The 24,654-nt window shown below is 63.8% G+C and carries 24 protein-coding genes; 15 read left to right on the forward strand and 9 right to left on the reverse strand.

Translation table 11 applies throughout. The features are described 5' to 3' along the window. The first annotated feature begins 32 nt into the window (after positions 1–32). The 15 genes from loiP to AC3FKG_RS01770 all read left to right on the forward strand — a co-directional run bounded on the left by loiP (position 33) and on the right by AC3FKG_RS01770 (position 15,430). On the forward strand, positions 33–785 hold the full coding sequence (loiP, locus tag AC3FKG_RS01700; RefSeq protein WP_483709099.1) for a metalloprotease LoiP: 753 nt from the start codon (positions 33–35) through the stop codon (positions 783–785). A 276-nt stretch (positions 786–1,061) separates the two neighbouring features. After that, the gene (gene aspT / locus AC3FKG_RS01705) at positions 1,062–2,756 is read left to right on the forward strand and encodes an aspartate-alanine antiporter (protein WP_488742266.1); all 1,695 of its coding nucleotides are present in this window, start codon (positions 1,062–1,064) and stop codon (positions 2,754–2,756) included. Positions 2,757–2,864: 108 nt separating this feature from the next. Then, positions 2,865–4,550: an aspartate-alanine antiporter gene (aspT, locus tag AC3FKG_RS01710; protein WP_488742267.1), complete on the forward strand. Its 1,686-nt coding sequence runs from the start codon at positions 2,865–2,867 to the stop codon at positions 4,548–4,550. A gap of 96 nt (positions 4,551–4,646) precedes the next feature. After that, positions 4,647–6,272: a bifunctional aspartate transaminase/aspartate 4-decarboxylase gene (locus AC3FKG_RS01715; RefSeq protein ID WP_483709102.1), complete on the forward strand. Its 1,626-nt coding sequence runs from the start codon at positions 4,647–4,649 to the stop codon at positions 6,270–6,272. Positions 6,273–6,410: 138 nt separating this feature from the next. Continuing rightward, entirely contained in the window at positions 6,411–7,880 is a 1,470-nt protein-coding gene (gene cls, locus AC3FKG_RS01720) for a cardiolipin synthase (RefSeq protein ID WP_488742268.1), read from the forward strand. A gap of 231 nt (positions 7,881–8,111) precedes the next feature. Further along, the gene (locus AC3FKG_RS01725) at positions 8,112–9,422 is read left to right on the forward strand and encodes a tyrosine-type recombinase/integrase (RefSeq protein WP_488742269.1); all 1,311 of its coding nucleotides are present in this window, start codon (positions 8,112–8,114) and stop codon (positions 9,420–9,422) included. Between the two features lie 11 nt (positions 9,423–9,433). After that, a complete protein-coding gene (locus AC3FKG_RS01730; protein ID WP_488742270.1) occupies positions 9,434–10,009 on the forward strand; it encodes a hypothetical protein in 576 nt (191 codons plus the stop codon). Between the two features lie 120 nt (positions 10,010–10,129). Continuing rightward, positions 10,130–10,471, forward strand: coding sequence for a helix-turn-helix transcriptional regulator (locus AC3FKG_RS01735; RefSeq protein ID WP_488742271.1), 342 nt, complete (start codon positions 10,130–10,132; stop codon positions 10,469–10,471). A 132-nt stretch (positions 10,472–10,603) separates the two neighbouring features. Further along, entirely contained in the window at positions 10,604–11,026 is a 423-nt protein-coding gene (locus AC3FKG_RS01740; RefSeq protein ID WP_488742272.1) for a hypothetical protein, read from the forward strand. Then, complete coding sequence (locus AC3FKG_RS01745) at positions 11,019–12,593, forward strand: YfjI family protein (RefSeq protein WP_488742273.1); 1,575 nt, start codon at positions 11,019–11,021, stop codon at positions 12,591–12,593. The genes AC3FKG_RS01740 and AC3FKG_RS01745 overlap by 8 nt, the downstream gene beginning before the upstream one ends. Positions 12,594–12,835: 242 nt before the next feature. Then, positions 12,836–13,210: a hypothetical protein gene (locus AC3FKG_RS01750; RefSeq protein ID WP_488742274.1), complete on the forward strand. Its 375-nt coding sequence runs from the start codon at positions 12,836–12,838 to the stop codon at positions 13,208–13,210. A gap of 160 nt (positions 13,211–13,370) precedes the next feature. Further along, the gene (locus AC3FKG_RS01755) at positions 13,371–13,673 is read left to right on the forward strand and encodes a hypothetical protein (protein ID WP_488742275.1); all 303 of its coding nucleotides are present in this window, start codon (positions 13,371–13,373) and stop codon (positions 13,671–13,673) included. A gap of 18 nt (positions 13,674–13,691) precedes the next feature. Further along, the gene (locus AC3FKG_RS01760; protein ID WP_488742276.1) at positions 13,692–14,702 is read left to right on the forward strand and encodes a phage major capsid family protein; all 1,011 of its coding nucleotides are present in this window, start codon (positions 13,692–13,694) and stop codon (positions 14,700–14,702) included. Positions 14,703–14,712: 10 nt separating this feature from the next. Then, entirely contained in the window at positions 14,713–15,000 is a 288-nt protein-coding gene (locus AC3FKG_RS01765) for a hypothetical protein (RefSeq protein WP_488742277.1), read from the forward strand. A gap of 67 nt (positions 15,001–15,067) precedes the next feature. Next, the gene (locus AC3FKG_RS01770) at positions 15,068–15,430 is read left to right on the forward strand and encodes a hypothetical protein (RefSeq protein WP_488742278.1); all 363 of its coding nucleotides are present in this window, start codon (positions 15,068–15,070) and stop codon (positions 15,428–15,430) included. On the opposite strand, the gene AC3FKG_RS01775 is transcribed toward AC3FKG_RS01770, so the two are convergent. The 9 genes from AC3FKG_RS01775 to hutU form a co-directional block, all read right to left on the reverse strand. Beyond that, positions 15,427–16,242 carry a hypothetical protein gene (locus AC3FKG_RS01775; RefSeq protein ID WP_488742279.1) on the reverse strand — a complete coding sequence of 272 codons (816 nt, stop codon included), beginning with the start codon at positions 16,240–16,242 and terminating at the stop codon, positions 15,427–15,429. The genes AC3FKG_RS01770 and AC3FKG_RS01775 overlap by 4 nt on opposite strands. 102 nt (positions 16,243–16,344) lie before the next feature. Beyond that, entirely contained in the window at positions 16,345–16,713 is a 369-nt protein-coding gene (locus AC3FKG_RS01780; RefSeq protein ID WP_488742280.1) for a hypothetical protein, read from the reverse strand. Next, complete coding sequence (locus AC3FKG_RS01785; protein ID WP_488742281.1) at positions 16,710–17,210, reverse strand: hypothetical protein; 501 nt, start codon at positions 17,208–17,210, stop codon at positions 16,710–16,712. Before AC3FKG_RS01785 ends, AC3FKG_RS01780 begins: the two co-directional genes overlap by 4 nt. A gap of 5 nt (positions 17,211–17,215) precedes the next feature. Beyond that, a complete protein-coding gene (locus tag AC3FKG_RS01790; protein WP_488742282.1) occupies positions 17,216–17,473 on the reverse strand; it encodes a hypothetical protein in 258 nt (85 codons plus the stop codon). A 1,330-nt stretch (positions 17,474–18,803) separates the two neighbouring features. Beyond that, positions 18,804–19,616, reverse strand: a complete 813-nt coding sequence (gene hutG, locus AC3FKG_RS01795; protein ID WP_488742283.1) for an N-formylglutamate deformylase — start codon at positions 19,614–19,616, stop codon at positions 18,804–18,806. A gap of 51 nt (positions 19,617–19,667) precedes the next feature. Then, complete coding sequence (locus AC3FKG_RS01800) at positions 19,668–21,074, reverse strand: formimidoylglutamate deiminase (protein ID WP_488742284.1); 1,407 nt, start codon at positions 21,072–21,074, stop codon at positions 19,668–19,670. Positions 21,075–21,078: 4 nt separating this feature from the next. Then, positions 21,079–22,350: an imidazolonepropionase gene (gene hutI / locus AC3FKG_RS01805; RefSeq protein ID WP_488742285.1), complete on the reverse strand. Its 1,272-nt coding sequence runs from the start codon at positions 22,348–22,350 to the stop codon at positions 21,079–21,081. Further along, entirely contained in the window at positions 22,347–22,940 is a 594-nt protein-coding gene (locus AC3FKG_RS01810) for a HutD/Ves family protein (protein ID WP_483709107.1), read from the reverse strand. Before AC3FKG_RS01810 ends, hutI begins: the two co-directional genes overlap by 4 nt. Further along, the gene (gene hutU, locus AC3FKG_RS01815) at positions 22,937–24,637 is read right to left on the reverse strand and encodes a urocanate hydratase (RefSeq protein WP_488742286.1); all 1,701 of its coding nucleotides are present in this window, start codon (positions 24,635–24,637) and stop codon (positions 22,937–22,939) included. The genes AC3FKG_RS01810 and hutU overlap by 4 nt, the downstream gene beginning before the upstream one ends. Positions 24,638–24,654: the final 17 nt, after the last annotated feature.

A 24,654-nucleotide genomic window follows, 5' to 3' on the forward strand; every position in this document is an offset into this window, starting at 1 on the left:
TGCATTTGTCAATTCCGCCCTGGAGCCGAACCATGACGCGAATCGCGCGAGTTGCCGTCCCTGCCGTGGTCTGCGTGGCCCTGCAGGCCGGCTGCGCCAACATGAACATGGACAGCATGACGCAAGCCGGCGGCAGCCTGTTCTCGGCAGCCTCGCTGACCGACGCCAACGTCAAGACCTTGTCCGACCAGTCCTGCGCGGAAATGGACAAGAAAAACACCATTGCCGCGGCCGACAGCCCCTACACCAGACGCCTCGCCAACGTGATGAGCGGGCTGGGCAATACCGGCCTGCCGCTCGACGCCAAGGTGTACATGACCAAGGACGTCAATGCCTGGGCCATGGCCAACGGCTGCGTGCGCGTCTACAGCGGCCTGATGGACCTGATGAGCGACGACGAAGTCCGCGGCGTGGTGGGCCACGAGATCGGCCACGTCGCGCTGGGGCATACCAAGCACGCCATGCAGGTGGCGTACAGCACGTCGGCGGCGCGCGGCCTGCTCGGTTCGCTGGGCAGTCCGACACTCACCGCGCTGACCTCGTCGCAGATCGCCGACCTGGGCGAACAATTCATCAATGCGCAGTTCTCGCAACGGCAGGAGAGCGCCGCCGATGATTATTCGTTCGACCTGCTCACCAAAAACGGCGCCAACCGGCAGGCGCTGGCCTCCGCCTTCCGCAAGCTGGCGGCACTCGACGGCGGACAGTCCAGCATGCTCAGCAGCCACCCCGGCTCGCTGGAGCGCGCCAAGCACATCGACGCACGGCTCGCCGGCGGGAAGTAGCGCGTGACGTTGCCATGGCGGCGCCGCACCCGACCGGGTGAAGCGTTCCGGGTCCGCCGCGTGGTGCGGCGCAACGAAAATCGGACGCGTTTAATTATTTAAATCACCGATAAAAGCTTTCAGTACGCCGGTTTCGACCCCGCAGTGATAATCCATCACGCAGCATCCCCATGCGGATGCTGATGCGTTCTGGCCGCACGGCCGCGCGCTTTGAGCGGCAATGCGCAATACGTTTTCGCGCCACGCCGCACGCCCCAAGGATATCGCTGCCGCGCCATGGAATTCCTTTCAGGCCTGCTTGCCTCGCAACCGGAAATTGCGCTGTTCCTCGCGCTTGCGGTCGGCCATGCGATCGGCGCGATCCGCTTCGGCCCGTTCCAGCTCGGCGGCATCTGCGGCACGCTGATCGCCTCGCTCGTGATCGGGCAAAGCGGCGCGCGGCTCGACAACGACGTCAAGAACGTTGCGTTCGCCGTCTTCATCTTCGCGCTGGGCTTCACCGGCGGGCCGCAGTTCTTTGCCAATGTCGGACGCGAATGGCGCATCGGGCTGCTCTCGCTCGTGGAAGTCTTCGTGCTGCTGGGCCTGCTGGCCGTCGCCGTGCCACTGCTGAGACTCGATCAGGGTACCGCCGCCGGCCTGCTCGCCGGCGCCGCGACCGAGTCTGCCGTAATTGGCACCGCGTCCGAAGCGATTTCCCGGCTGGGCATCTCGCAAGAAAAGATACGGGTGCTGCAAACCAATATCGTCACCGCGTACAGCGTGACCTACCTGTTCGGCCTGGTTTCCATCGTCCTGTTCACAAGCCAGCTCGCGCCGTGGCTGTTGCGCGTGAACCTGCGCGACTCCGCCGAAAAACTGTGGCACAAGCTCGGTGGCGAGAACGACATGGGCCAAGGCCAGAGCAGCGCATTGCCGCTGCTGGTCGGACGCGTACTGCGCGTCGAAGACGTGGCCGGCAAGACCGTGCTCGATACCGAGAAGCTGGTCGCGCTGGGCGTGACGATCCGGCGTGTACGGCGCGACGGGAACACGTTTCGGCCGACCCCCGACGAGATCCTGCGCGGCGGTGATGCGGTGCTCGCCGTTGGCCGGCGCGATGCCATGGTGGCCTTCGCCGGACTGGTCGGCCCCGAATTGCCGGAAGAGCCCGACATGGACGCCGTGCAGAGCGAGCACGACGTCCTGCTCACGCGGCGCGAGGTCATTGGCCTCACGCTGGCACGCCTGCGCCAGATGGCCGATGTCGGCATGGGACGCGGCGTTTATATCCAGCGCATTGCGCGCATGCAGCACAGCGTTCCCGCGTTGCCCGAAACCGTACTCAGGCGCGGCGACGTGCTGACCCTGGCGGGCCCGCAGGAGGCAGTGCAGCGCGTCGTGCCGGAACTCGGCTACACGGTCACGCCGACCATCAAGACCGACTTCGTGTTCCTGGGCGTCGGCGTGCTGCTGGGCATGCTGATCGGCAGCCTCAGCGTAAAGCTCGGCCGCGCCGATCTCACGCTCGGCACCGGCGGCGGCTGCCTCGTGTCAGGCCTGATGTTCGGCTGGCTGCGCGCGCGCGTGCCGCTGTTCGGCTCGCTGCCCTCTTCCGCCGCCGAGATCCTGAAGGACTTCGGCCTGGCCACCTTCATTGCCGCGGTGGGCCTCTCCGCCGGTCCTGACGCGATCAAGCTCATCCGCGAATATGGCCTGATCCTGCCGGTGGCGGGCATCCTCGTCTCGGTGGTGCCAGCCGCGATCTCGCTGTTCATCGGTCATCGCTGGCTGAAGCTCGACACGCCCATCCTGCTCGGCGCCGTTGCCGGGCAGCACTGCAGCACGCCGACCATCATGGCGCTGACCACCGCGGCCGGCAACGGCACCCCGGTGATCGGCTACACCATCACTTATGCGATTTCCAATGTCCTCCTGCCGCTGCTGGGCCCGATATCGGTGGCCATGGCCGGAGCACTGGCAAGGCATTGACCAGACGCGGCACGCAGATGCCGCGCGAGAAGACTGTCCCTACAACACCCGGCAGCAGCAAGTCGAAAACGTCGTCTCAACTCGCATCGATCGCTTCAGGAGGGCACCATGGATTGGTTGCACACTATCTTCCAGAAATCGCCGGAGTCAGCGCTATTCCTGTCGCTCGCCGTCGGCTATGCCATCGGCAAGATCACCTTCGGGCGCTTTCAGCTCGGCGGCGTGGCCGGCTCACTGCTTGCCGCGGTGGTGATCAGCCAGTTCGGCGTCCAGATCGACAACGGCGTCAAGGCCGTGATGTTCGCGGTCTTTATCTATGCCGTCGGCTACGAAAGCGGCCCGCAGTTCTTCAACTCGCTCAACCGCAGTTCGCTGCGCGAGATCGCCATGGCGGTCTTCATGGCGGTGTGCGGCCTGGTGACGGTGGTGGTGCTGGCCAAGATCTTTGATCTCGACAAGGGCATCGCCGCCGGACTTGCGGCTGGTGGCATGACCCAGTCGGCCATCATCGGCACGGCGGGCGATGCGATCACCAAGCTCGGCCTGTCGGCCGAGGAGGTGAAGCGGCTGCAGGCCAACGTCGCGATCGGCTACGCCGTGACTTATGTATTTGGGTCGCTCGGCGCCATCATCGTCTGCGTGAACATCCTGCCACGCTTCATGAAGGCGGACCTCAAAAGCGACGCCAAGAAGATGGAGGTCAAACTGCATGGCGGGTTGCCGCAGTTCGGACCGGGCCAGCGTGGCGCACTCCCGCGCCTGACCGGCCGCCTGTTCCGCGTCACCGATGCTGCCGGCAAGACCGTTTCGCAGATCGAGATTGGCGGAGAGGACCTGGTCACCGTGGAGAAGATCCAGCGTGGCGGCAAGGCCCTGGAGGTCAAGCAGAATGAGGTCTTGAAGGAAGGCGACCTGGTCCTGCTGGTGGGCCGGCGCGATGCCATGATACCGACTGCCGCCCGGATCGGTGAGGAAGTGGCTGACGCGGAAGGCATGGGCGTAGTCATGCAGGCGCGCAAGGTAGTCTTCTCCGCCAAGGGCATGAACAACAAGACGGTGGCCGAGATTGTCGAGATGGTGGGACGCGATATGCGCCATGGCGTCTACATCGAGCATATCGAGCGCTATGACCATCCGCTGCCGTTGTTGCCGGAACTGAAGCTGCAGCACGGCGACATCCTCACGCTCTACGGCACCCCGGCCGACACCAAGCGCGCGTCGGAAATGGCGGGCTATGAGCTGGTGCCTAGCGAGAAGACCGATTTCGTGTACTTCGGTGCCGGCGTTCTGGTGGGTCTGCTGATCGGCCTGCTGGTATGGCGCGTCGGCGGAATTCCGCTCACCCTGGGCTCGGGCGGCGGTGCGCTGCTGTCCGGCCTGGTGTTCGGCTGGGCGCGGTCCAAGCACAGGATGTTCGGCGCGATGCCCACGGCGGCCTGCCAGCTGCTCAAGGATTTCGGGCTGGCCGCGTTCGTCGCCATCGTCGGCATCAACTCCGGCCTGCAGGCAGCCAACACGCTGAAGCAGCAAGGCCTCACTATCTTCGTGCTCGGCGCGGTCGTCACGCTGCTGCCGCTGTTCCTGACCATGCTGTTCGGCCGCTATGTACTGCGCTACGACAACGCCGCCTTGCTGGCTGGGGCCCTGTCGGGATCGCGCAGTGCGAACCCGGCATTTGGGGGCGTGCTGGACAAGGCGGAAAGCCCCGTGCCTACTGTTCCGTTCGCCATCACGTATGCCATTGCCAACGTTCTGCTGACGCTGCTCGGCCCCCTGATTGTGGGATTGGTCTAGTCGCGCCAGCATTCCTTGCGTTCCCAACCGCTACGCGGGCCCTACCCTTCCGGCCCGCCAGCGCCAACCCGACAAGCGTCTTTACAGGAGCAAGTCATGAGCAAACCGGATATCTCCAAGCTGGCCAGCCTCTCGCCGTTTGAACTGAAGGACGAACTGATCAAGCTTGCCAGCAGCGACGCGGACCGCCTGATGCTCAACGCGGGCCGCGGCAACCCGAACTTCCTCGCCACCGTCCCGCGCCATGCCTTCTGGCAGCTTGGCCTGTTCGCCATGCGCGAATCCGAGCGTTCGTTCTCTTACATGCCCGAGGGCGTGGGCGGCTTCCCGCGCCGCGAAGGCATCGAGGAGCGCTTCGACCTGTTCGCACGCGAATTCGCCGATGTGCCCGGCGTGTCGTTCCTGGCGGGTGCGGTGTCCTATGTGCGCGACCAGCTTGGCCTGAATGCCGGCGCCTTCCTTTATGAGATGTGCGAAGGCATCCTGGCCTGCAGCTACCCGGTGCCGGATCGCATGCTGAAGCTGTCGGAGGTCATCGTTGGCCAGTACATCCGCAAGGAGATGATCGGCAATCATCCGTTCATCGGCGAGTTCGACCTCTTCGCCGTCGAAGGTGGTACTGCGGCGATGACGTACCTGTTCAACTCGATCCGCGAGAACCATCTGCTCAAGGCCGGCGACACCATCGCGCTGGGCATGCCGATTTTCACGCCGTATATCGAGATCCCCGAGCTGAACGACTACAAGCTGGTCGAGCTGTCCGTGGACGCCGACCCGGCCAGCAACTGGCAGTACTCGAACAAGGAACTCGACAAGCTGCGCGACCCCAAGGTCAAGGCCTTCTTCCTGGTGAACCCCAGCAACCCGCCTTCGGTGCGGATGAGCGATGAAAGCCTGGAGTACCTGGCTTCGATCATCGAGGAGCGTCCGGACCTGATCATCCTGACCGACGACGTGTATGGCACCTTTGCCGACAACTTCGTCTCGCTGTTCGCGATGTGCCCGAAGAACACCATCCTGGTGTACTCGTTCTCGAAGTACTTCGGCGCGACCGGCTGGCGGCTCGGCGTGATCGCCACGCACCGCGAGAATATCTTCGACCAGAAAATCGCCGCGCTTCCCGAGGCCGCGCGCAAGGAACTGCACGAGCGCTATACCTCGATCACGACCGAGCCGGACAAGCTCAAGTTCATCGACCGCCTGGTGGCCGACAGCCGCACGGTCGCGCTGAACCACACCGCGGGCCTGTCGACGCCGCAGCAGGTGCAGATGGTGCTGTTCTCGCTGTTCTCGCTGATGGACACGCCGGACAGCTACAAGACCGCCATGAAGCGCCTGATCCGCAACCGCAAGGCGGCGCTGTACCGCGAGATCGGCATCGCGCCGGAGGCGAACGATCCGAACGCCGTGGACTACTACACGCTGCTCGACATTGAAGCGCTGGGCGGCAAGGCGCTGGGGCCGGACTTCGTCAAATGGGTGATGGCATCGGTGGAGCCGAACGAACTGCTGTTCCGCCTGGCGGAGGATTCCGGCGTGGTGCTGCTGCCGGGCCGCGGCTTCGGTACGCGCCACCCGTCGGGCCGCGTGTCCCTGGCCAACCTGAACGAATCGGACTACGCCAAGATCGGCCGCTCGATCCGCAAGCTGTTCGAGGAGTATGTGGAGAAATACAACGCGGCCACCGGCAACAAGGCCAACAAGAACGTGGTGAAGAAGTAAGCGCCGCACTGGCCGGCACCCGCGAGGTGCCGGCCCCGGTTGCCCGCCGCGGTTGCCCACTTATGGCCGCGGGCAGCCGGCTCTGGTATGGTCTGGGCGATTTCCGCCCGCCCTCCGCCGCCATACCCGAGCCCTGGCATGCTGCTTCCGTCGTTCCTGTCTTCGCTGCCCGACCCCGCCCTGTGGTCGGACCCGCTGTTCACGCTGACCGAGTGGGCGATCCGCCTGACCATGCTGGTCTATGTGCCGCAGCGCCGCGCGCCGGCGGCGGCGCGCACCTGGCTGTTGCTGGTGTTCTTCCTGCCCTGGCTTGGCTTGCTGCTCTATGCGCTGTTCGGGCGCATCTACTATCCAAAATCACGCAGCGTGAAGCTGGCCCGCATCAACCGCGGCATCGAGCAGCTGCGCGAGCGCATCAGCCACGAGCTGCCGGAAGGTCCGCTGCCCGACGGGGTGTGCCAGACCGGGGCCTGCCTGATCGAGCGCGTCGGCTCGTTCGCGCCGATGCGCGGCAACACGGTCACGCTGATGGACCGCTACGACGAAGTCGTGGCGGCAATGGTGGCCGATATCGATGCCGCGGTGCAGTCGGTGCACATCCTCATGTACATCTACGCCGCCGATGCCACCGGCCGCACGATCACCGACGCCGTGCTGCGCGCCGCACGCCGCGGCGTGCGCTGCAGCGTGCTGCTCGACGCGCTGGGCGCGCGTGGCGGCCTGAAGGCCTTCACCGACGTATTGCGGCACGCCGGCGTGCAGGTGGTGCCGGTGCTGCCGATGGGCTCGCTGTCCGCGGTGCTCAAGGGCAAGAGTGCGCGCTTCGACCTGCGCAACCACCGCAAGATCGTGGTGCTCGATGGCCGCGTAGGCTATATCGGCTCGCAGAACATCGTCGATGCGGAGTCGATGCCGGGCCTGCCCAACGAGGAACTGGTGGCGCGCGTCACGGGGCCGGCGGTGTCGCAGTTGCAGGCCGTGTTCCTGGCGGACCGCTACCTCGAAACCGGCGACAAGGACCTTGGCGCGGCGGATTTCCCGCCGCTGTCGCCGGAAGGCCCGAGCATCGCGCAGATGCTGTCCAGCGGACCCGGCTACGGTACGCAGAACGCGCAGATGGTGCTGGTCTCGATGATCCATAACGCCGTGCGCCGCGTGGTCATCACCACGCCCTACTTCGTGCCGGACGAGTCGTTCCTGCAGGCGCTGCACGTGGCCTGCTACCGCGGCGTGGAGGTGCACCTGGTGCTGTCGCAGCGCATCGACCAGCGCTTCACGCAGGCCGCGCAGGAAGCTTATTTCGGCGTGCTGCTGGAATCGGGCGTGAAGATCCACCTGTACCGGCCGGCATTCCTGCATGCCAAGCACGTGACCATCGACGACACCGTGGCCATGGTGGGATCAACCAATATGGATATCCGCTCGTTCGCGCTCAATGCCGAGGCGGCGCTGGTGATCTATGACCGGGAGGTGGTGGAAAAGATGGTGCGGATTCAGCAACGCTATCTGGCGGACAGCGATACGGTGGCGCGGGAAAAATGGGCTCGGCGGCCGTTGCGGACGCGGACGTGGCAGAACCTTTGCAGGTTGGCGGATTCGTTGTTGTAAGCGTGTTGGCTCGGGCGAGCGCTGGCCCTCTTCCCCGCCCCTCACCCACAAGTGGGAGAGGGGATCCCACCGATTTTAGCCTATCATCAGGGTTGCCGGCACAGCAAGTCATTGATTTTCTTATGATTTGTCGTGATTTCTCATGATTTCCCGCGCAGCCGCCTGAAGAAAAACGCCCCGAATCTGCCTACAAGGTTGTAGGCAATTTGTGGGCAAACCGGATGCCTGATGATGCCCAAAAACCTGACCGCGCGCCAGATAGCCCGCCTGCCCGAAGGCACGCACCGCGCCGCCCCTTCCCTGTACGTCCAAGTCAAGGGCGGTAGCCGCCTTTGGGTGTTTCGCTACAGCCTTGCCGGCAAATCGCGTTACATGTCCCTCGGCAGTATCGACAACGTGACGATGGACGAAGCGATAGCCGCCGCCGCTGCCGCGCGCCTGCGCGTGCGTCGTGACCGCGTGGACGTGCTGGCCGAACGCAAGGGGCAACGCGCGCAGGACGTGGCGGAACTGACCGCCGCCAGGGCCTTGGAGCCGGTGCCCATCCGGCGCAGCGGCCATACCTTTGGCGATGCGCTGGACGCGGCCGTGGATGCCGAAGCAAAGGCATGGAAGCCGGACCCGCAGGCCAAGGCGAAGTGGACCTCACCGGTTCGCCGCTACTGCGAATCCCTCATTGGCAAGGACGTGGCCACCATCACGGAACAGATGGTGGTTGATGCGCTGACCCCGCATTGGGAAAGCAGCCACGTGATGGCGGTTCGCACGCTTGGCCGCTGCATCAAGGTCATGGGGCACGCGCGCCGCCTTGGCTGGATCAAAGGCGACAACCCATTGGTGCTGGACCGCGTCAAGGAAAAGTTGCCCCGCGTTGCCAAGCGCAAGGCCGTGCACCATCCGGCCATGCCGTTGACGGTCCTGCCCAACTTCGTGCGCAAGCTGGAAGGTCACGGCGATGACCCCATGGCCCAACTGTTCCGCTTCCTGATTCTGGCCGGCACCCGCTGCAACGAAGCGGCCGGCACGCGCTGGTCCGAAATCGACATGGCCACGCGCACTTGGACCATCCCAGGCGGTTCCGTGGACTCCCGTTTGAAGCGTTGGCAGCATGGGGATTTTCGCGTGCCCATCAGTGATGGCATGGCCGCCATTCTGGAGGCTCGGCAGGCGTTGCGCACCGATGAAGGGGACGGCCTGGTGTTCTCTGCGGCCGATGGCAGCGCCTTTGATGCGGACCAGTTGACCGCGATGCTGCGCAAACACGGATTTGCAAAGGGTGTGGCCAGTGTGCATGGGATGCGTTCTGCCATGCGCGGTTTCTTGGCCACGCACGTGGATGGCGAATTCATGGTGAAGGAACTGTGCCTTGCGCACGAAACGAGAACGGACGTGCAATCGGCTTATGACCGTGGAGACTACTTGAACGAGCGGCGCGGCATGATGGCCGCATGGTCCGAATTCTGCGCGGGCCGCGTGACACTGGCCGCCGCCAGCGTGACCGCCCTGCCATTGCGTCACGCCGCATTGGCAGTGGCAGCTTGAGGGGGCAGGCCATGGCAAAGCGCACCGCGACTGAGAATCCGACTACCGGCAAGGCCGCCACGTCCAAACACGTGGAGCAATGCGCGCTGGTGATTGGCCTTATCAACAGCCTGCAATTTGATGACCGGTTAGCAGGAGCGCATGACCTAAAAAAAAGGCTCATTGAGTTTGGAGCCTTCTTAGGCCACGCGGCACGGCATCCCGAACTGCTGGCCCAACCGCAATATGACCTGATCGAACGGGACGTGCGTGGTGCGGGTGGCCGTGCCGGACGTGGACGGCCGAAGAAGCTGGCGCCATTGCGCGAGGCCAGCGGCTCGCGCGCAGCCGTGGAACTGGTACGCGCTGCGTGGCTGGAATGGCAGCGCAAACCGGCGACCTATCCGGACTTTGCCCGCTTCCGCAATGCAATGAAGGCGCGCGGGCTAGTAGGTGATGACCGGACGCTGGCGGGCTGGTGCGCACGCTTCGCGCAAAGCGAACGCGTGTATGTCGGCTGGCAGCGTGCGCATGAAAACGGCCGCCTGCCTGCTGTCCTGCGGGACGCCTTGCAGGCTAAATCTGTTCTGCAAGCCACGGCGGCATAGAATTCCTTCGGCCACCAGCTTGGGTTTGCGGGTAGTTTTTGGGAGGGTACAGTATCCTCCTGTGGCAGTTTTCGCCGTGATTGTCCATGCTTTTAGTCAAGCAATCACCGAGCAACTGCCATGACGAAGGACACTTCCCCGATCACCAACGTCCACCTCCTCGACCAGCCGCCCCGACGCGGACCGGGTAGGCCGCGCAAGGTGCCACAGGCGCCCGTTGCCAGCAAGCCGGCGATGGCTTCGCGTGAGGGCTTTGCACAGCAAATAGACGTCAGCCCGCGCCACACCTACGAACTGGAAAAGACGGACCCGGACTTCCCGGTGCCCATCAAGCTGGGGCCGTCCACCGTGCGATTCATGCAGGCCGATATAGACGCCTACATCAAGAAAAAAATCGCGCAGGCCATCAAGGAACGCCGTCAGCGCGCCAACCGCGACGCGCCCGACCACGCCGTCACCTAATCCCCCCGCCTGACACGGCGCTCTGTGGCGCCGCACACAGACACCCAAGGAAACGAACAGCGCGCCCCGCCAGGCCAATTGCCCGGCGGGCATGGGGCACCTTTGCGCCCACAATCTTCGTCGGAGTCGTTCATGCGTCCGATTGACCGAGTGGTACCGAGGTTCCAGCACGTGCACCAGTCCAGCCCGACCACCGGGCGTGCAGCGTGCCCCGCCCACGGTGATGGGCAAAAAAAATCCTTGGCTTGGGCCGAAATGCCGGACGGCCGGATGTTGCTGCACTGCTTTGCAGGGTGCGACGTGGCGGCCATCGTGGGGGCCATCGGCCTGGACCTGTCTGACCTGTTTCCCGAACGCACCTTCCCCATCCATCCGCACCCGCGCGAACGGTTCAACGCCCACGATGTCATGCACGCCATCATGGGCGAGCTGCTGGTGGTTGTTGCGACAGCGCGCGCCGTGCGAAACGGTGAAACGCTGGACGCGCAGGCGTGGGCGCGATTCGATCTTGCCGTAACGCGGCTGGTAACCGCTGAGGGGATGGCAAATGGCTGAGCGAGATGGATGGGAACGCGGCCTGCGCGTGCTGGACGGCAACACCACCGAACAAGGGATGGACAGGTGGCCGGACCCTCAACCGCTGATTGCCCACATAGAACCGGACCCTTATCCGCTGGATGCCCTGCCGGGGATGCTGCGTGAAGCAGTAGTGGAAGTGGAGAGCTTCACCAGGGCGCCGGTTTCCCTGATCGCCAATTCCGCGCTGACTGCGGCATCCCTTGCCGTACAGGCCTTGTGTGATGTCCGCCGCGATGAAGCCCTATCTGGTCCATGCAGCTTGTACTGCCTGACGATTGCCGAATCAGGGGAACGCAAGAGCACGGTGGACGGATTGTTTATGGAACCTGTCAATGCCTTTGAACGTGAGCGTTCCGAAGCTGGCGAACCGCTGCTAAAGGATCATGCCGCCGCGCTGGAAGCGTGGGAAACGATGCACCGCGCCCTTACCCGCAAGTTGGAGAAAGGCCAGAAGGGCGGCGCACTACAGGGGGCGGACAGCCTGAAAGAAGAACTGCGCACGGCAATTCATGACAAGCCCAACGCACCGCGCATCGAACGGTTGCGATACACCGATGCCACACCCGAAGCCCTGGCCTACTCCCTCAAGCACAATTGGCCGTCTGGTGCGCTGATCTGCGCCGAAGGTGGCGCCGTGTTCGGGGGCCATGCCATGGGCAAGGATTCCGTGGTGCGGACCCTTGCCCTGTTCAATCACTTGTGGAGTGGTGAGCGCTACTACGTGGACCGCCGCACCGCCCCGAGCTATGCGCTGCACGATGTCCGCCTGACGGTCGGCATCCAGGTGCAGGACGGTGTATTGCGGACCGTCTGTGATGATCTGGGGCCGGTGTTTCGCAAAAGCGGGTTCTTTGCACGATTCCTGATCGCGTGGCCGGAAAGCACAGCAGGCACCCGGCTGTATCAGTCACCACCCAAGAGCACCCCCGCCCTGAGCGCGTTTCATCGGCGCGTGCGGCAATTGCTGGATGTCACGCCGCCCCTGACTTCTGACGGCGTGTTGGACTTGCAGGCCATTGGTATGTCCCCCGCCGCCTTCGATCTGTGGGTGTGGGCATACAACACTATCGAACGGGGATTGGGCAAGTTTGGCGAACTATCCGACATCCGCGATGTTGCAGCCAAGGCGGCGGAAAACATCGCGCGGCTTGCCTGCATCTTCCACGTGTTCGAAACCGCCGGCATTCAACCTGGTGGCACGGACTTGGCCGTGTCGCCAATTTCGGACGCTGCCGTAAAAGCCGCGTTCCGCGTGGTGTCGTGGCACCTGCTGGAAGCACGCCGCTTTTTCGGGGAGATGGCGCAAGGTCAGGACATAGCGGACGCCATCCGGCTGGATAGATTCCTGACCGACTGGTGCATGGGTGAGCGGACCACGATGGTATCCACTCGGGACGCCCAAAGGCTTGGGCCGATCCGCGACAAGGGCCGATTAGCTGAGGCGTTGCGCTACCTGGAAGAACTGGACCGGGTGCGCATTAGTCAGGAAGGGCGCCGCAAGATGATCCGGGTCAACCCTGAATTGATCGGAGGGACACCATGAAACTGCGGGACATGATCCGGGGGACTTGGGACAAGGACGCACCCACTGTGCAAAGTTCAATTCCTGACGGTGCGACAGCGACAGTTGCGACACTTGCGACAGATAGCCGTAGAAGTGATGTCCGCGCCCAAAGTGTCGCACCTGTCGCAACTGTCGCTGTCGCAAATCCTAGAAGCGAAAATTCGCAGGGGGCACCCTTCACCCCCTACGTGGTTCCCCTTTCGGCCGACCAGGTGGCGCGGATGTTGGCCGATATCCGCGCGTGCATCCAGACGTTAGCCGCCATCGAAGCGTGGCCGGCAACCCGGCTTGCGCGCGTCATGAATGCCGTGAGCCGCGCGCCCGTGGGTTCCCTCGCGGAAGACCTCGCTTACTTCACCGCCCGCATTGCCGATGTCAGGCCGCTGCCGCCGCCTGACTTCGTGGTGCGTTGCTGCGAGAACTGCGCCTTCTGGCGGCGCCATCCGAGAACGGGCGCCAATCTCTGCGCGGCCGTGATGATCCTGCAGGAAGACATCGTTGCAAGCCAAGTTGCCCTGGCCAGCGGCAACACTTTGAGCCACTGCCGGCACTACTTGCGCCGCGAAGTCCCGACCATCTCGGGGGGGAAATCATGACAAAGGACGAACGCCGCGCCTAGGAGGAATCATGACCTTTAAGAACCTAGCGCCGGACTAGTTGGCCTCCAGGCTCGAAAGCTGGCGCAGTGAACAACTCGCGTCCGTGCATACCAGGGCATCTATCCTTGAAGACAAGCCCGCGCGTGGAGTCACAGCAATGACAACCGACCACACCACCCGACCGCAAATCATCATCACACACATGGGCGCGGATACCTACGCCATGCGACTGGAATGTGGGACCGGCGTTTTCTTTGACACGCAAGAGGACGTGCCGCCAGAAGGCATCGCCGCCACTGCCGAAATGATGGGCCACGCGCTGCGCGCCGAAGGCATCGCCACCACAGGCTTGACAGTATGGCCACCGCCGGACGTGGACCCGCACCGCGCCGCGATGATTTGTTGGGCCATCGTGGAGAGCATCGAACGCGGCTGGCGCAAGGCCGCTTCCCCACACTGAACTTTTGGAGGACGAAAAATGGAAATCCAAACCACCACCGGCCGGAATGTCTCGACTGTTGTCACCATGGCCTTGGCCAGCTTGCGCGAGTTTTCGCGCCCGAACAGCGGCACGATGGCCAGGCTGGACGCGAGCAACATCCACGCGAAGGCCGCGCAGAACCCTGCGGATACCGTCACAGATGGATGGGCCAAGCAACTGGTGGCAACTAGCGTCTTTGACTTTTTTGAAAGCGTGCCCAACAGCGTGTTGGCCCGGCTGGTCCCCTATGCCACCAAGCTGACGGTGCAGGGCAAACTGCGTGTGCCGGGGCATGTGACACCATCGCAAGTCGCAACATTCGTTGCGGAGCGGATGCCCGTCCCCGTGGTGTCCGGATCCGTGGGCGCCGGCGCCACGATTGCGTCCAACAAATTGGCCACCATCGTGGCGTGCTCGCGCGAACTGCTGGACGCAGGCCCAGGCACAGACGTCATGCTGGAAAGTCAGCTGTCCGAAGCCATCGCCATGGGCGCGGATGCTGTGCTGTTGGGCAACGGTGCCGGCAGTGATAGCCAGCCGCCTGGACTCGGGAACGGTGTCACCGCATTACCGGGTAGCGCGGACGCGGTGGCCGATACCAAAGCCATGGTGGAAGCCGCACCCGGGTCCGGCATGGTGACGCCCGTATGGCTGATGCATCCATCGCAGGTGATTGGCGCGAAGGCGGCTAACATCGTGGATGCCAGCACGATTGGCGACGCCCCCATCATCGCGTCCGCGCACGTAGAGCTTGGCACCGCATGGTTGATCGACGCGGCGGACTTCCTCATGAACGCCGGGGGCGAAGTGGAGTTCTTGCGCACGGAGGAAGCGTTACTACATTCCGATAATGCACCGGCCGCCATCGTGGATGATGCGGGCACGCTGGCCAGTAACGTCATTTCCGTTTATCAAATGGGCCTGGTTGCCGTGCGTGCAGTCCTGCCGGTTCATTGGGCCATGCGCGACAACACGCGCGTGGTCAAGCTGTCCGGCGCGACTTGGTAAGGGGCTGGCCATGAGCGACCCGACGAAGGAATGGCAGGACTACATAGCCCGCGAGATTGGCGCCGCGCGCCTGGGCGTCACACAGGACTTGGCGGCAATCACGGACGCGCTAGTGGCGCGCATCGCGGACTTGGAAGTGTCCACGGACAAGATGGCCAAGGAATTGGCCGTGCTGCGCGCGGGTGTCAAAAGCGCCGTCAATCTGGCCGGCGACGCGAAGCCTGTCCCGTTGGCTAGGCCGGCCTTGCCCCGCATCACGCGCCCTGGCGTGGTGGGTAATGGTGCCCCCCGTGTTTAACGTTGCCCTCGCGCCGCGCCGTCCCAGTAAGCGTTCCTGGTCCGCTGCGCGCCAGCAGGCCACGTAGATGCGCGCCTACACGCCGCGCCTTCCAGGCACCTGCCTGGTGGTGGTCACGAACTGGCCAGGCTGTGGCGACTGGCTGTTGAGCATCGAGCGCCGGACCACCGACCGTGCAGGCAATCCGCAGTGCTACCCGTGCGCGGACGTTGCCGCCATGCTGATGGCGGTCCGTCGCGTGGCCGCCGACCTGGCGCAATCTGCTCCGCCGGTCCTGCTCGTCCGACTCGACGATGGCCTGGACCATGGCCTGATGGTGCGTGTGGGCCTGGTGCTGTTGGCCGCTGCCCAAGCTGGAGACCAGGCCGATACGTACCGCAATGTCCCGCTTGAATCCAGGACATTCCGTGAAACGGTACGCAAGGGTTAAAAATACCCGGTAGAGCAGCAGCCGCGGCATGGCTCGTAATTGGCGGCCTTAAGAAGCGTCAAAGGAATAACGAAATCTTCTGAGCCTGACTGCTTTACGTAAAGCTCGAAGAGGGAATTGATGATCTTCCACTTGAGATCGAAGAAGGCGCGCACCATCTGTACGATCGCTTCATCCTTTAGGCTCGATAGTGCCACATTGATATGTGGCGCATACCTGACGGCCCTGATGCTCTCTCCAGAATGCGTGTCCTGCAGCATATGATTCGCTTCCTCGATCGAATCGGCGATCGTGGCCTGTAAAGCTTCGATTGACATCTTGCTGATGTCGTGGACCCCGCTATTGACGAACGTGATTTGCTCTGGCGTGTTTTTGATTTTGAACTTTATACGAACAATTGCCCAGAACGCATCGTTCGGTTCTTTTTGAAGCTCCTTTCTATTCTTTTCACAAAATTCTTGGAATTCGCGCACCTTTTCTTGTCCCTGCGCTTCGATTTCTGCAGGAACTAGATAATTTGAAAAATCCGATTTCAGGTACTTGCAGTCGTTTCTCTCATGAAATTTCGGATTACCAACGCTTAAAACATACCTACGCGAAAACGTTCGCTGAGACATCTTGAGACGGTCGAACTTTCCTTCGATCATCAGCTTTTTTGTATGCAAATCCGTTGCTTCTTTGGAGTTGATGATTGACCGCAAGCTCTCTCGATAAATCACAGAGAAAATTTTGTCGATGGAGATATCCCCGTCCACCATAAGGATTTTGGCCAACCTTTGGTAGCTGTATTTTGTTACGTACGCAGCTTCCATTCTCTTCCCTTTTTTATGTTTTTCATGTTCTGATTATCGTTTCGGCCTTGTATTCTTGCGCCCCTCACTCTGAGGGAATTCATCGCTGCGCAAAAAATGTCGTCACTTCAACTTGGAAAACACGACTTTTTTGATGAAGGGATTGCTGAACGTGATAAGCCCTTCGCTAGTCAAGATTCCCAACGCGCTGTTATTGTGGGGCTGCCCCAACTCGGACGTGACCCGCTCCGCTGCGTCCAGAATGGCATCCGCGTGGTCGAGCGAAGATGCCGCGTATTCTGCAAGCTTCCGCGAGAGCGCATCCGCAACGAACTCTGATGGTGACTTCTTATACAGATGTGCGATGACGTCCAGCATCGCGGATACTTTCTCGCCCGGCCGCACGTTGACCATAACATAGCCTTCGTAGTTCTTTGCGGACTGGGCCTCAATGACGCTTGAAATTACCTTGGAAAAAATTCCATCGCTCATTTTTCCATCCCCTCCAACGCTTGCTTGACAAGAAGAAACGCGTCACTGTTCCAATTATGATCAGCCGGAACGTTAGGGTCTTCCTGAACCAGCAACTCCGCTCTGTTGTAGCGCATGACGTTCTTCATAAGCTGAATGCATTCGCTCTTGATCGCGTCCAACACCCACGGACTCGACAGTTCATCATAGTTAGCACGTTGATCTGCGCTCTGCGCGAGCAGCAGGCGGACGTCGTGTTCCTGAATACCCTGTAATTCATTCAGGAGAATCTCATGCAAAAGATTGTTCAACAGCAACGAACGTGGAATATTGTGTTGAGTTGCTAGAGCATCGAGCAGGAACACATCTTCCTGCATGATCTTGATGTTGTACTTCCGATCGTACTTTCCGCGACTGGCCAGTGGCTTGTTGGCCGATGAATGGAACCGATCCACCTGAAGCGAAATGGTGGTGTCTCGTCCCTGCCCCGATATTTCCCTGGTGAATGATTTGCTCATGGCTTCTACCTTTTTGTGTCGCGATAAACGGTGATCAGGATTTCGTTCCGGGTCACAACGGTAACGGGACCCTTCCTGCGCAGGCGCTCCAGATCTCTGATCTCGCGTTCCAACCGCTTTCGCTCTCGACGCTTTTCGGTGATGACTTCGTCGAGATCGTGGTCTGTTCGCTGATCCAAAATCAGTCGATCGCCCCGATCGTTCCACTGCCCCAAATCCAGAATGGCGCTGACCATGTCGGGAGTGAAGCTGCGTTGAGTCATACGGGCCTTCATGTGCATCGACGTTTGCATAGCATCCTCGCTTGCTCATTGCTGTGTCACTATGAGGCTATAGTAAAAGCCAACATTAGGCTTTGCAAGTTTTTTTTACGCGAGATGTTCGGTGCGATCGCGATTAACGCACTTTGGCACGTGGTATCAGAAGGATCGCGTAACGCGCTTGAACGCTCCGCTCGTGCGACGCGGGTGCCGCTCGGGCGGGGGGTATGCGGGAAGAAATTCACTTTGTCTTTTGAGCGGCCCTCGACCCGCACTTTTTGAAAAAGCGCAAAAAACGGGGCCTAATTTTCCGGGACCGAAACGTGACCCCATACGCACCTAATGCCACCTGCCGCGCACCTGACATCACCATACCGTGATGTTTTGGGAGTCTTACTATTGGATGAGGTTAGGCAATAGGGAAAGCGAAATGAGCGCTGGCACGCGGGGATGGCACCGACGAGGGGGCAGGCGGACACTAGGCGCCGGCCACCGACAGGGTGGCGCCGAAAACATCCGCCGCCCGCGCCGGATGATGGCCAGCAGCGTGGCGCCCGTCTCGCCTTCGCGTGAAACTACCCCGTCCGTGGTATTGCTTGTGGACCTGCCGCGCCCCCATCATGGCCTGACCGCGCGCCGCAGTAGCTGCCGCGCGGACGCTACCAAGGCCCAATGCGGACGCGTCCGTGTTGGGCTTCTTTTTTTGCCGCCCGCCTGCTATCCATTGCATCCGTGGCTTCCGATATGTTGGCCATCGGGTTTGCTGAGAGTGGAGACACCCGACAGATCAGCACTGCGGAAAAAAGCCCGGGACCACCGGGAACCAAGGGGGCGGCGGCCACGGATGATCCCGCGCATTGCACGCCGGACCTGAAAACAGGGCAGGCCTTCAGACCCGCCCAACCATGCAGAAACAGACCCCACGCCCAACGGTCATGTGTGGTCATGTTCCAGTGTAGGTGCCGGCCTGCGGCCCACCAGGCGCGGACCCCTGGCGCGGCGTTTCGACCTTGGCATGTTCGCCCCCCTTCGTTGCGCCATGCCGCAGGCTACCGGCAAGCACCCACCGCAGGCCCAAACGCCGGAAAGCCGCGCCGGCTGGAATTTACAAGGTAAAATCCGCCCATTGGCTGCCCCGTCCACCATGTAGGTAATCTTGTAGGCAAACCCCGCGAATTCCCCGAAAACCGGGCCAGACAAGGCTTTGGCGCGAGAGGGGAGCAAACCGCGTATCGCAGCACGTGGCGCTTCCAAAGCCGGCGTGGGCTGCTACCCTCTCCCGCCTGCGGGCGAGGGGCTGGGGGAGAGGGCAGGCGTCCCCACGAAGTACGGCTCAGCGCCCTTCCACAAACCCCAGCACCGCCACCAGCATCTGCTTCAGCGACGGCTGCAGCGCCGACGCCTTCGCTTCGTCATACGCGAACGGATACGACTCGCTCATATACGCGGACTGCGCCAGTTCAAGCTGCACGGCGTGCACGCCATCACGCGGCTGCCCGTAGTTGCGCGTGATATAGCCGCCCTTGAAGCGTCCGTTCAGCACGGCGGTATGGCCGGGCACGTCCTGCGCGATCTCCAGCAGTTCGTCCGCAAGCGCCTGGTCACAACTGTCGCCATTGGCCGTGCCCAGGTTGAAGTCCGGCAGCTTGCCTTCAAAGAAGCGCGGCAGGACCGAGCGGATCGAATGCGCGTCCCACAGCGCCACGGTGCCGTGCTGCTGGCGCAGGCGCGCCAGCTCTTCGGCCAGCGCGGTGTGGTACGGCCGCCATACAGCATCGCGGCGCATGCCGATCTCGGCTTCGTCCGGGCCCACGCCACTGACGTACAGCGGCGTCTTGTCGAAGGTGTCGACCGGGCACAGGCCGGTGGTGTCCTGGCCGGGATACAGGTTGGCGTTGTCGGGCGGACGGTTCAGGTCCACCACATAGCGCGAATGCGTGGCCGCCAGCACCGAGGCGCCGAGTTCGCGCGCGAAGTCGTAGAGGCGTTCCAGGTGCCAGTCGGTATCGGCTACGGTACGCGCTTCGGCAGTCAGCCGCTGCGACACGGTTGCGGGCAGGTAAGTGCCGACGTGCGGCATCGATACCAGCAGCGGACGCGTGCCGCGATGCAGGGTAAAGGCGGGGGTATCGGTAGAAAAGGGCATGGTCTGTGTGAGGCTTGGCAGCACGCCGCCCCAAGGCGGCGGCTTCCGGTTTCAGTCGCCGAGCAGGCTCGCGCGCGCGGCCACGAACAGCCGGCCGGCCTCCGCCTGCAAAGGATGCGCGCCATGCTGCACGCGGCAGCGGCCGGCCGTGCGGACCTCCGCTAGTGTCTCATGGCCGTGGTTGGCAAAGACATGGGTGGCCAGCGCCTGCGCGCCGTCCAGGCCCGCAAGCGCCGGATGCGCACCGTCGAGCACGACGAAATCCGCCTGCTGGCCGGCTGCCAGTCCCGCCACCGCACGCCCCGCGGCGCGCGCCCCGCCGGTCACGGCTTCCAGGTACAAGCGGTCCGCGACCTGCAGGTGCGATTCCGACGCCAGCACATTGCGCTGCTGCAGCGCCAGCCGCTGCCCGTATTCGAACATGCGCAGCTCCTCCGCCACGCTGACGCTCGCATGGCTGTCCGAGCCGATGCCCCACGCGCCGTGCTGCGCCATGTAGGGCGCAGCCTCGAACACGCCATCTCCAAGGTTGGCCTCGGTGGTCGGGCAGATGCCGGCCACGGCGCCGCTGTGCGCGAGCCGCCGGCGCTCATCCCAGTCCATATGGGTCGCGTGCACCAGGCACCAGCGTGCGTCGACCTCGGCGTGGTCGAGCAGCCATTCGACCGGACGGATGCCGGCCCAGGCGATACAGTCGTCCACCTCGCGCTGCTGCTCGGCGATGTGGATGTGCACCGGAGCGGTCGGATCGATCGCATGCAGGCCGGCCAGCGCGTGCGTCAGGCTTTGCGGCGGCACCGCGCGCAGCGAATGCGGGGCGAGCCCAAGACGAGCACCGTGCTCGCTGCAGGCCGGCGCGAGCCGTTCAAGCAGCTTCAGCATGGCATCGGTGTCGTGCAGGAAGCGGCGCTGCTCGGCCAGCGGCGGCTTGTTGCCGAAGCCAGCGGTCTGGTACAGCACGGGCAGCAACGTCATGCCGATGCCGGCGCGCTGAGCCGCGCGCAGCAGGCGCAGCGACATCTCGGCCGCGTCTGCATAGGGCTTGCCATCGATGTCGCGGTGCACGTAGTGGAATTCGCACACGCTGGTGTAGCCCGCGCGCAGCATCTCGATGTAGAGCTGCGTGGCGATGGCCTCGAGCGTGTCGGGCGACACGCGCAGCGCAAAGCGGTACATCTGCGTGCGCCAGCTCCAGAACGAGTCGGCACCGGCGGGATCTCCGCGCTGCGCCACGCTGCGGTACTCGGTCAGGCCGGCAAAGCCGCGCTGGAACGCGTGCGAATGCAGATTCGGCATGCCGGGCAATACCGGACCGGCCGCGCGCGGCACGTCGGCCGCGGCGGATGCGCCCGCCTGTATCGAGGTCAGGCGGCCATCGGCGTCCCATGCCAGCAGCACGTCGCGAGCCCAGCCAGTGGGCAGCAATGCATGGGATGCAAAAATGCGTGATTCGCTCATGCTCTCATGCCCTCCCGCCATGTTGCGATGGCGCCGGATGGATGCGTCCCTGACGCACCACGGCAGCAGCCGGATTGCGGCCGAACCAGTAGGCCAGTTCGGCCGGGGAATCGACGCGCCAGAGCACGAAGTCCGCGGCACGTCCCATTGCGAGCAAGCCATGCCGGTCGGCTGCGCCTAGTGCGCGCGCCGCGTGCGTGGTCACGCCGGCCAGCGCCTCGGGCACGGTCAGGCGGAACAGCGTGCAGGCCATGTTCATCATGAGCAGGAGCGATGTCACCGGTGAGGTCCCGGGATTGTGGTCGGTGGAGATCGCCATGGGCACGCCATGGCGGCGCAGCAGCGCGATCGGCGGCAGGTTCGTGTCGCGCAGGAAATAGTAGGCGCCCGGCAGCAGCACCGCCACCGTGCCCGCGGCCGCCATGGCCGCCACGCCCGCTTCGTCCAGATGCTCCAGATGGTCCGCCGACAGTGCGCGATGGCGCGCGGCCAGCGCGGCGCCACCGAGGTTGCTCAATTGTTCCGCGTGCAGCTTGACCGGCAGGGCATGGCGGGCGGCGGCTTCAAAAACGCGCTCAGTCTGCGCCAGCGAAAAGCCAACCGATTCACAGAAGGCGTCGACGGCATCGACCAGTCCTTCTTCGGCGAGGGCCGGCAGCATGGTGTTGCAGACCAGGTCGATGTAATCGTCGGCACGCCCCGCATACTCCGGCGGCAGCGCATGCGCGCCAAGGAAGGTCGTGTGCACCGACACCCCAAAGGCTTCGCCGAGCAGGCGCGCGACGCGCAGTTGCCGGCGCTCGGCCTCCAGTTCCAGGCCATAGCCGGACTTGATCTCGATGGCCGTCACGCCTTCTGCCAGCAGCGGCGCCAGGCGCGCAGCAGCCTGCGCGAACAGCGTGTCTTCATCCGCGGCACGCGTGGCACGCACCGACGACACGATGCCGCCGCCCGCTCGTGCGATCTCCTCATAGCTGGCGCCCGCCAGCCGCATGGCGAATTCATCGGCACGCTGGCCGCCGTAGACCAGATGCGTATGGCAATCGACCAGGCCCGGCGTGACCCATGCCCCGTCCGCATCGTGACGGGGCAGGCCGCGATAGTCGTCGGGCAGCTCGGCCTCGGGCCCGAGCCACGCGATGCGGCCCTGCTCGACCACCAGCGCGCCGTCGCGCACGGCGCGGTCCGGGTCGGCATCGGGCAGCAGGTGACAGTGGTGCCAGACGCCGTCGGCGGACCGGGCTTCGGGCAGGCCCGCAGCAACAGGCGCGGTCATTCGTCGGCCTCCGTTTGCAGCGTGATGCACAGGCACAGCGAATCGTCTTCGAGCGGCGCGAGCGCATGGAATGCCGCAGTGACGCCAGTGGGATACCAGACCCCCTCGTTGGCGCGCAGCGGCTCCATCAGGCTCGCGCCGGGATCGCGCCAGGCGCCCCGGAGCACGAACAGCGCCACGGCGTCCTCGCCCGAGTTGAACGAGAAGCCATGCCGCATGGCGTGGACGTGCGCGCGGCACACGCCGCGGCGCGACATCACGTTGAAGTCGCGCGTGGTGCCGGCGACGAGCGTGGCGTCCACGGCTACGTCGCCCGAAAACGCGAACGGTTCGCCGACGGTATCGAGGCGATGATCGAAGCTGCCGTCGGCGGCGCGCAAACGCACGCCGGCACCATCGAGCAGCACGATGTGCCGCTCGATGCCCGCGAAGGCCGAGAAGGGGCCGTCCGCCGCGATGTCGGCGACGCTGATGCGCCACGCAAAGTCATCGAGCCCCGCATCGGGTGGCCACACGGCGACTTCGCGCGTGGTGCCGCCGCCGTTCTTCCACGGCGTGGGAGAAAGGGTGTCGAGTGCGAAGCGGGTCATGCGCGGTCCACCATGGGCAGGTTGAGGCCCTTCTCGCGCGCGCAGTCGATGGCGAGGTCATAGCCGGCATCGGCATGGCGCATCACGCCAGTGGCCGGGTCGTTCCAAAGCACGCGCTCGATGCGCTTGGCCGCGGCATCGGTGCCGTCGCAGACGATCACGACGCCCGAATGCTGCGAGAAGCCCATGCCGACGCCGCCGCCATGGTGCAGGCTGACCCACGTTGCGCCGCCCGCGGTGTTCAGCAGCGCGTTGAGCAGTGGCCAGTCGGACACGGCATCGGAGCCGTCGCGCATCGCTTCGGTCTCGCGGTTGGGCGAGGCCACGGAGCCGCAATCGAGGTGGTCGCGGCCGATCACGATCGGCGCTTTCAGCTCGCCCGACTTCACCATCTCGTTGAACGCCAGGCCGGCGCGGTGGCGCTCGTCCAGCCCCACCCAGCAGATCCGTGCGGGCAGGCCCTGGAACGCGATGCGGTCATGTGCCATGTCGAGCCAGCGGTGCAGGGCCTTGTCCTCGGGGAACAACTCCTTCATCTTGGCATCGGTCTTGTAGATATCCTCGGGATCGCCGGACAGCGCAACCCAGCGGAACGGCCCCTTGCCGCGGCAGAACAGCGGACGGATATAGGCCGGCACAAAGCCCGGGAAGTCGAACGCATTCTTCACGCCTTCGTCGAACGCGACCTGGCGGATGTTGTTGCCGTAGTCCACGGTGGGCACGCCCATCTGCTGGAAGGCGAGCATCGCCTGCACATGCTTGACGATCGACGGACGCGCGGCCGACTCCACCGACTTCGGATCCTGCTGGCGCGCCTGCTCCCATTGCTCGACAGTCCAGCCTTGCGGCAGGTAGCCGTTGACGAGGTCATGCGCGGAGGTCTGGTCGGTGACGATATCCGGACGCATGCCGCCCGCCTGTGCGCGCTTGACGAGTTCCGGCACGATGTCGGCCGCATTGCCGAGCAAGCCCACCGAGATCGCTTCCTTCTTCTGCGTGGCCTCGGCGATCATCGCCAGCGCTTCGTCGAGCGTGGTGGCTTTCCTGTCGAGATAGCGCGTGCGCAGGCGGAAGTCGATGCGCGATTCCTGGCATTCGATCGCCAGCACGCACGCACCGGCCAGCACGCCGGCCAGCGGCTGCGCGCCACCCATGCCGCCCAGGCCCGCGGTCAGGATCCATTTGCCCGACAGGTCGCCGTTGTAGTGCTGGCGGCCCGCTTCGACGAAGGTCTCGTAGGTGCCCTGCACGATGCCCTGCGTGCCGATGTAGATCCACGAGCCCGCGGTCATCTGGCCGTACATCATCAGGCCGGCGCGATCGAGTTCGTTGAACTTGTCCCAGTTGGCCCAGTGCGGCACCAGGTTGGAATTGGCGATCAGCACGCGCGGCGCGTCCGGGTGCGTGCGGAACACGCCGACCGGCTTGCCCGACTGCACCAGCAGCGACTCGTCCTCGCCCAGGCGGCGCAGGCTGTCGAGGATGGCGTCAAAGCATTCCCAGTTGCGCGCGGCCTTGCCGATGCCGCCGTAGACCACCAGGTCCTGCGGACGCTCGGCTACGTCCGGGTCCAGGTTGTTCTGGATCATGCGGTAGGCCGCTTCGATCAGCCAGTTCTTGCAATGCAGCTGCGTGCCGCGCGGCGCGCGGATCTCGCGCTGGCCGCGCTGGAGGAATTGGGATTCGTGGGCGTTCATGAGGTCTCTCTCCTTGC

Source organism: Cupriavidus sp. 22TCCZM04-2 (assembly GCF_057798895.1).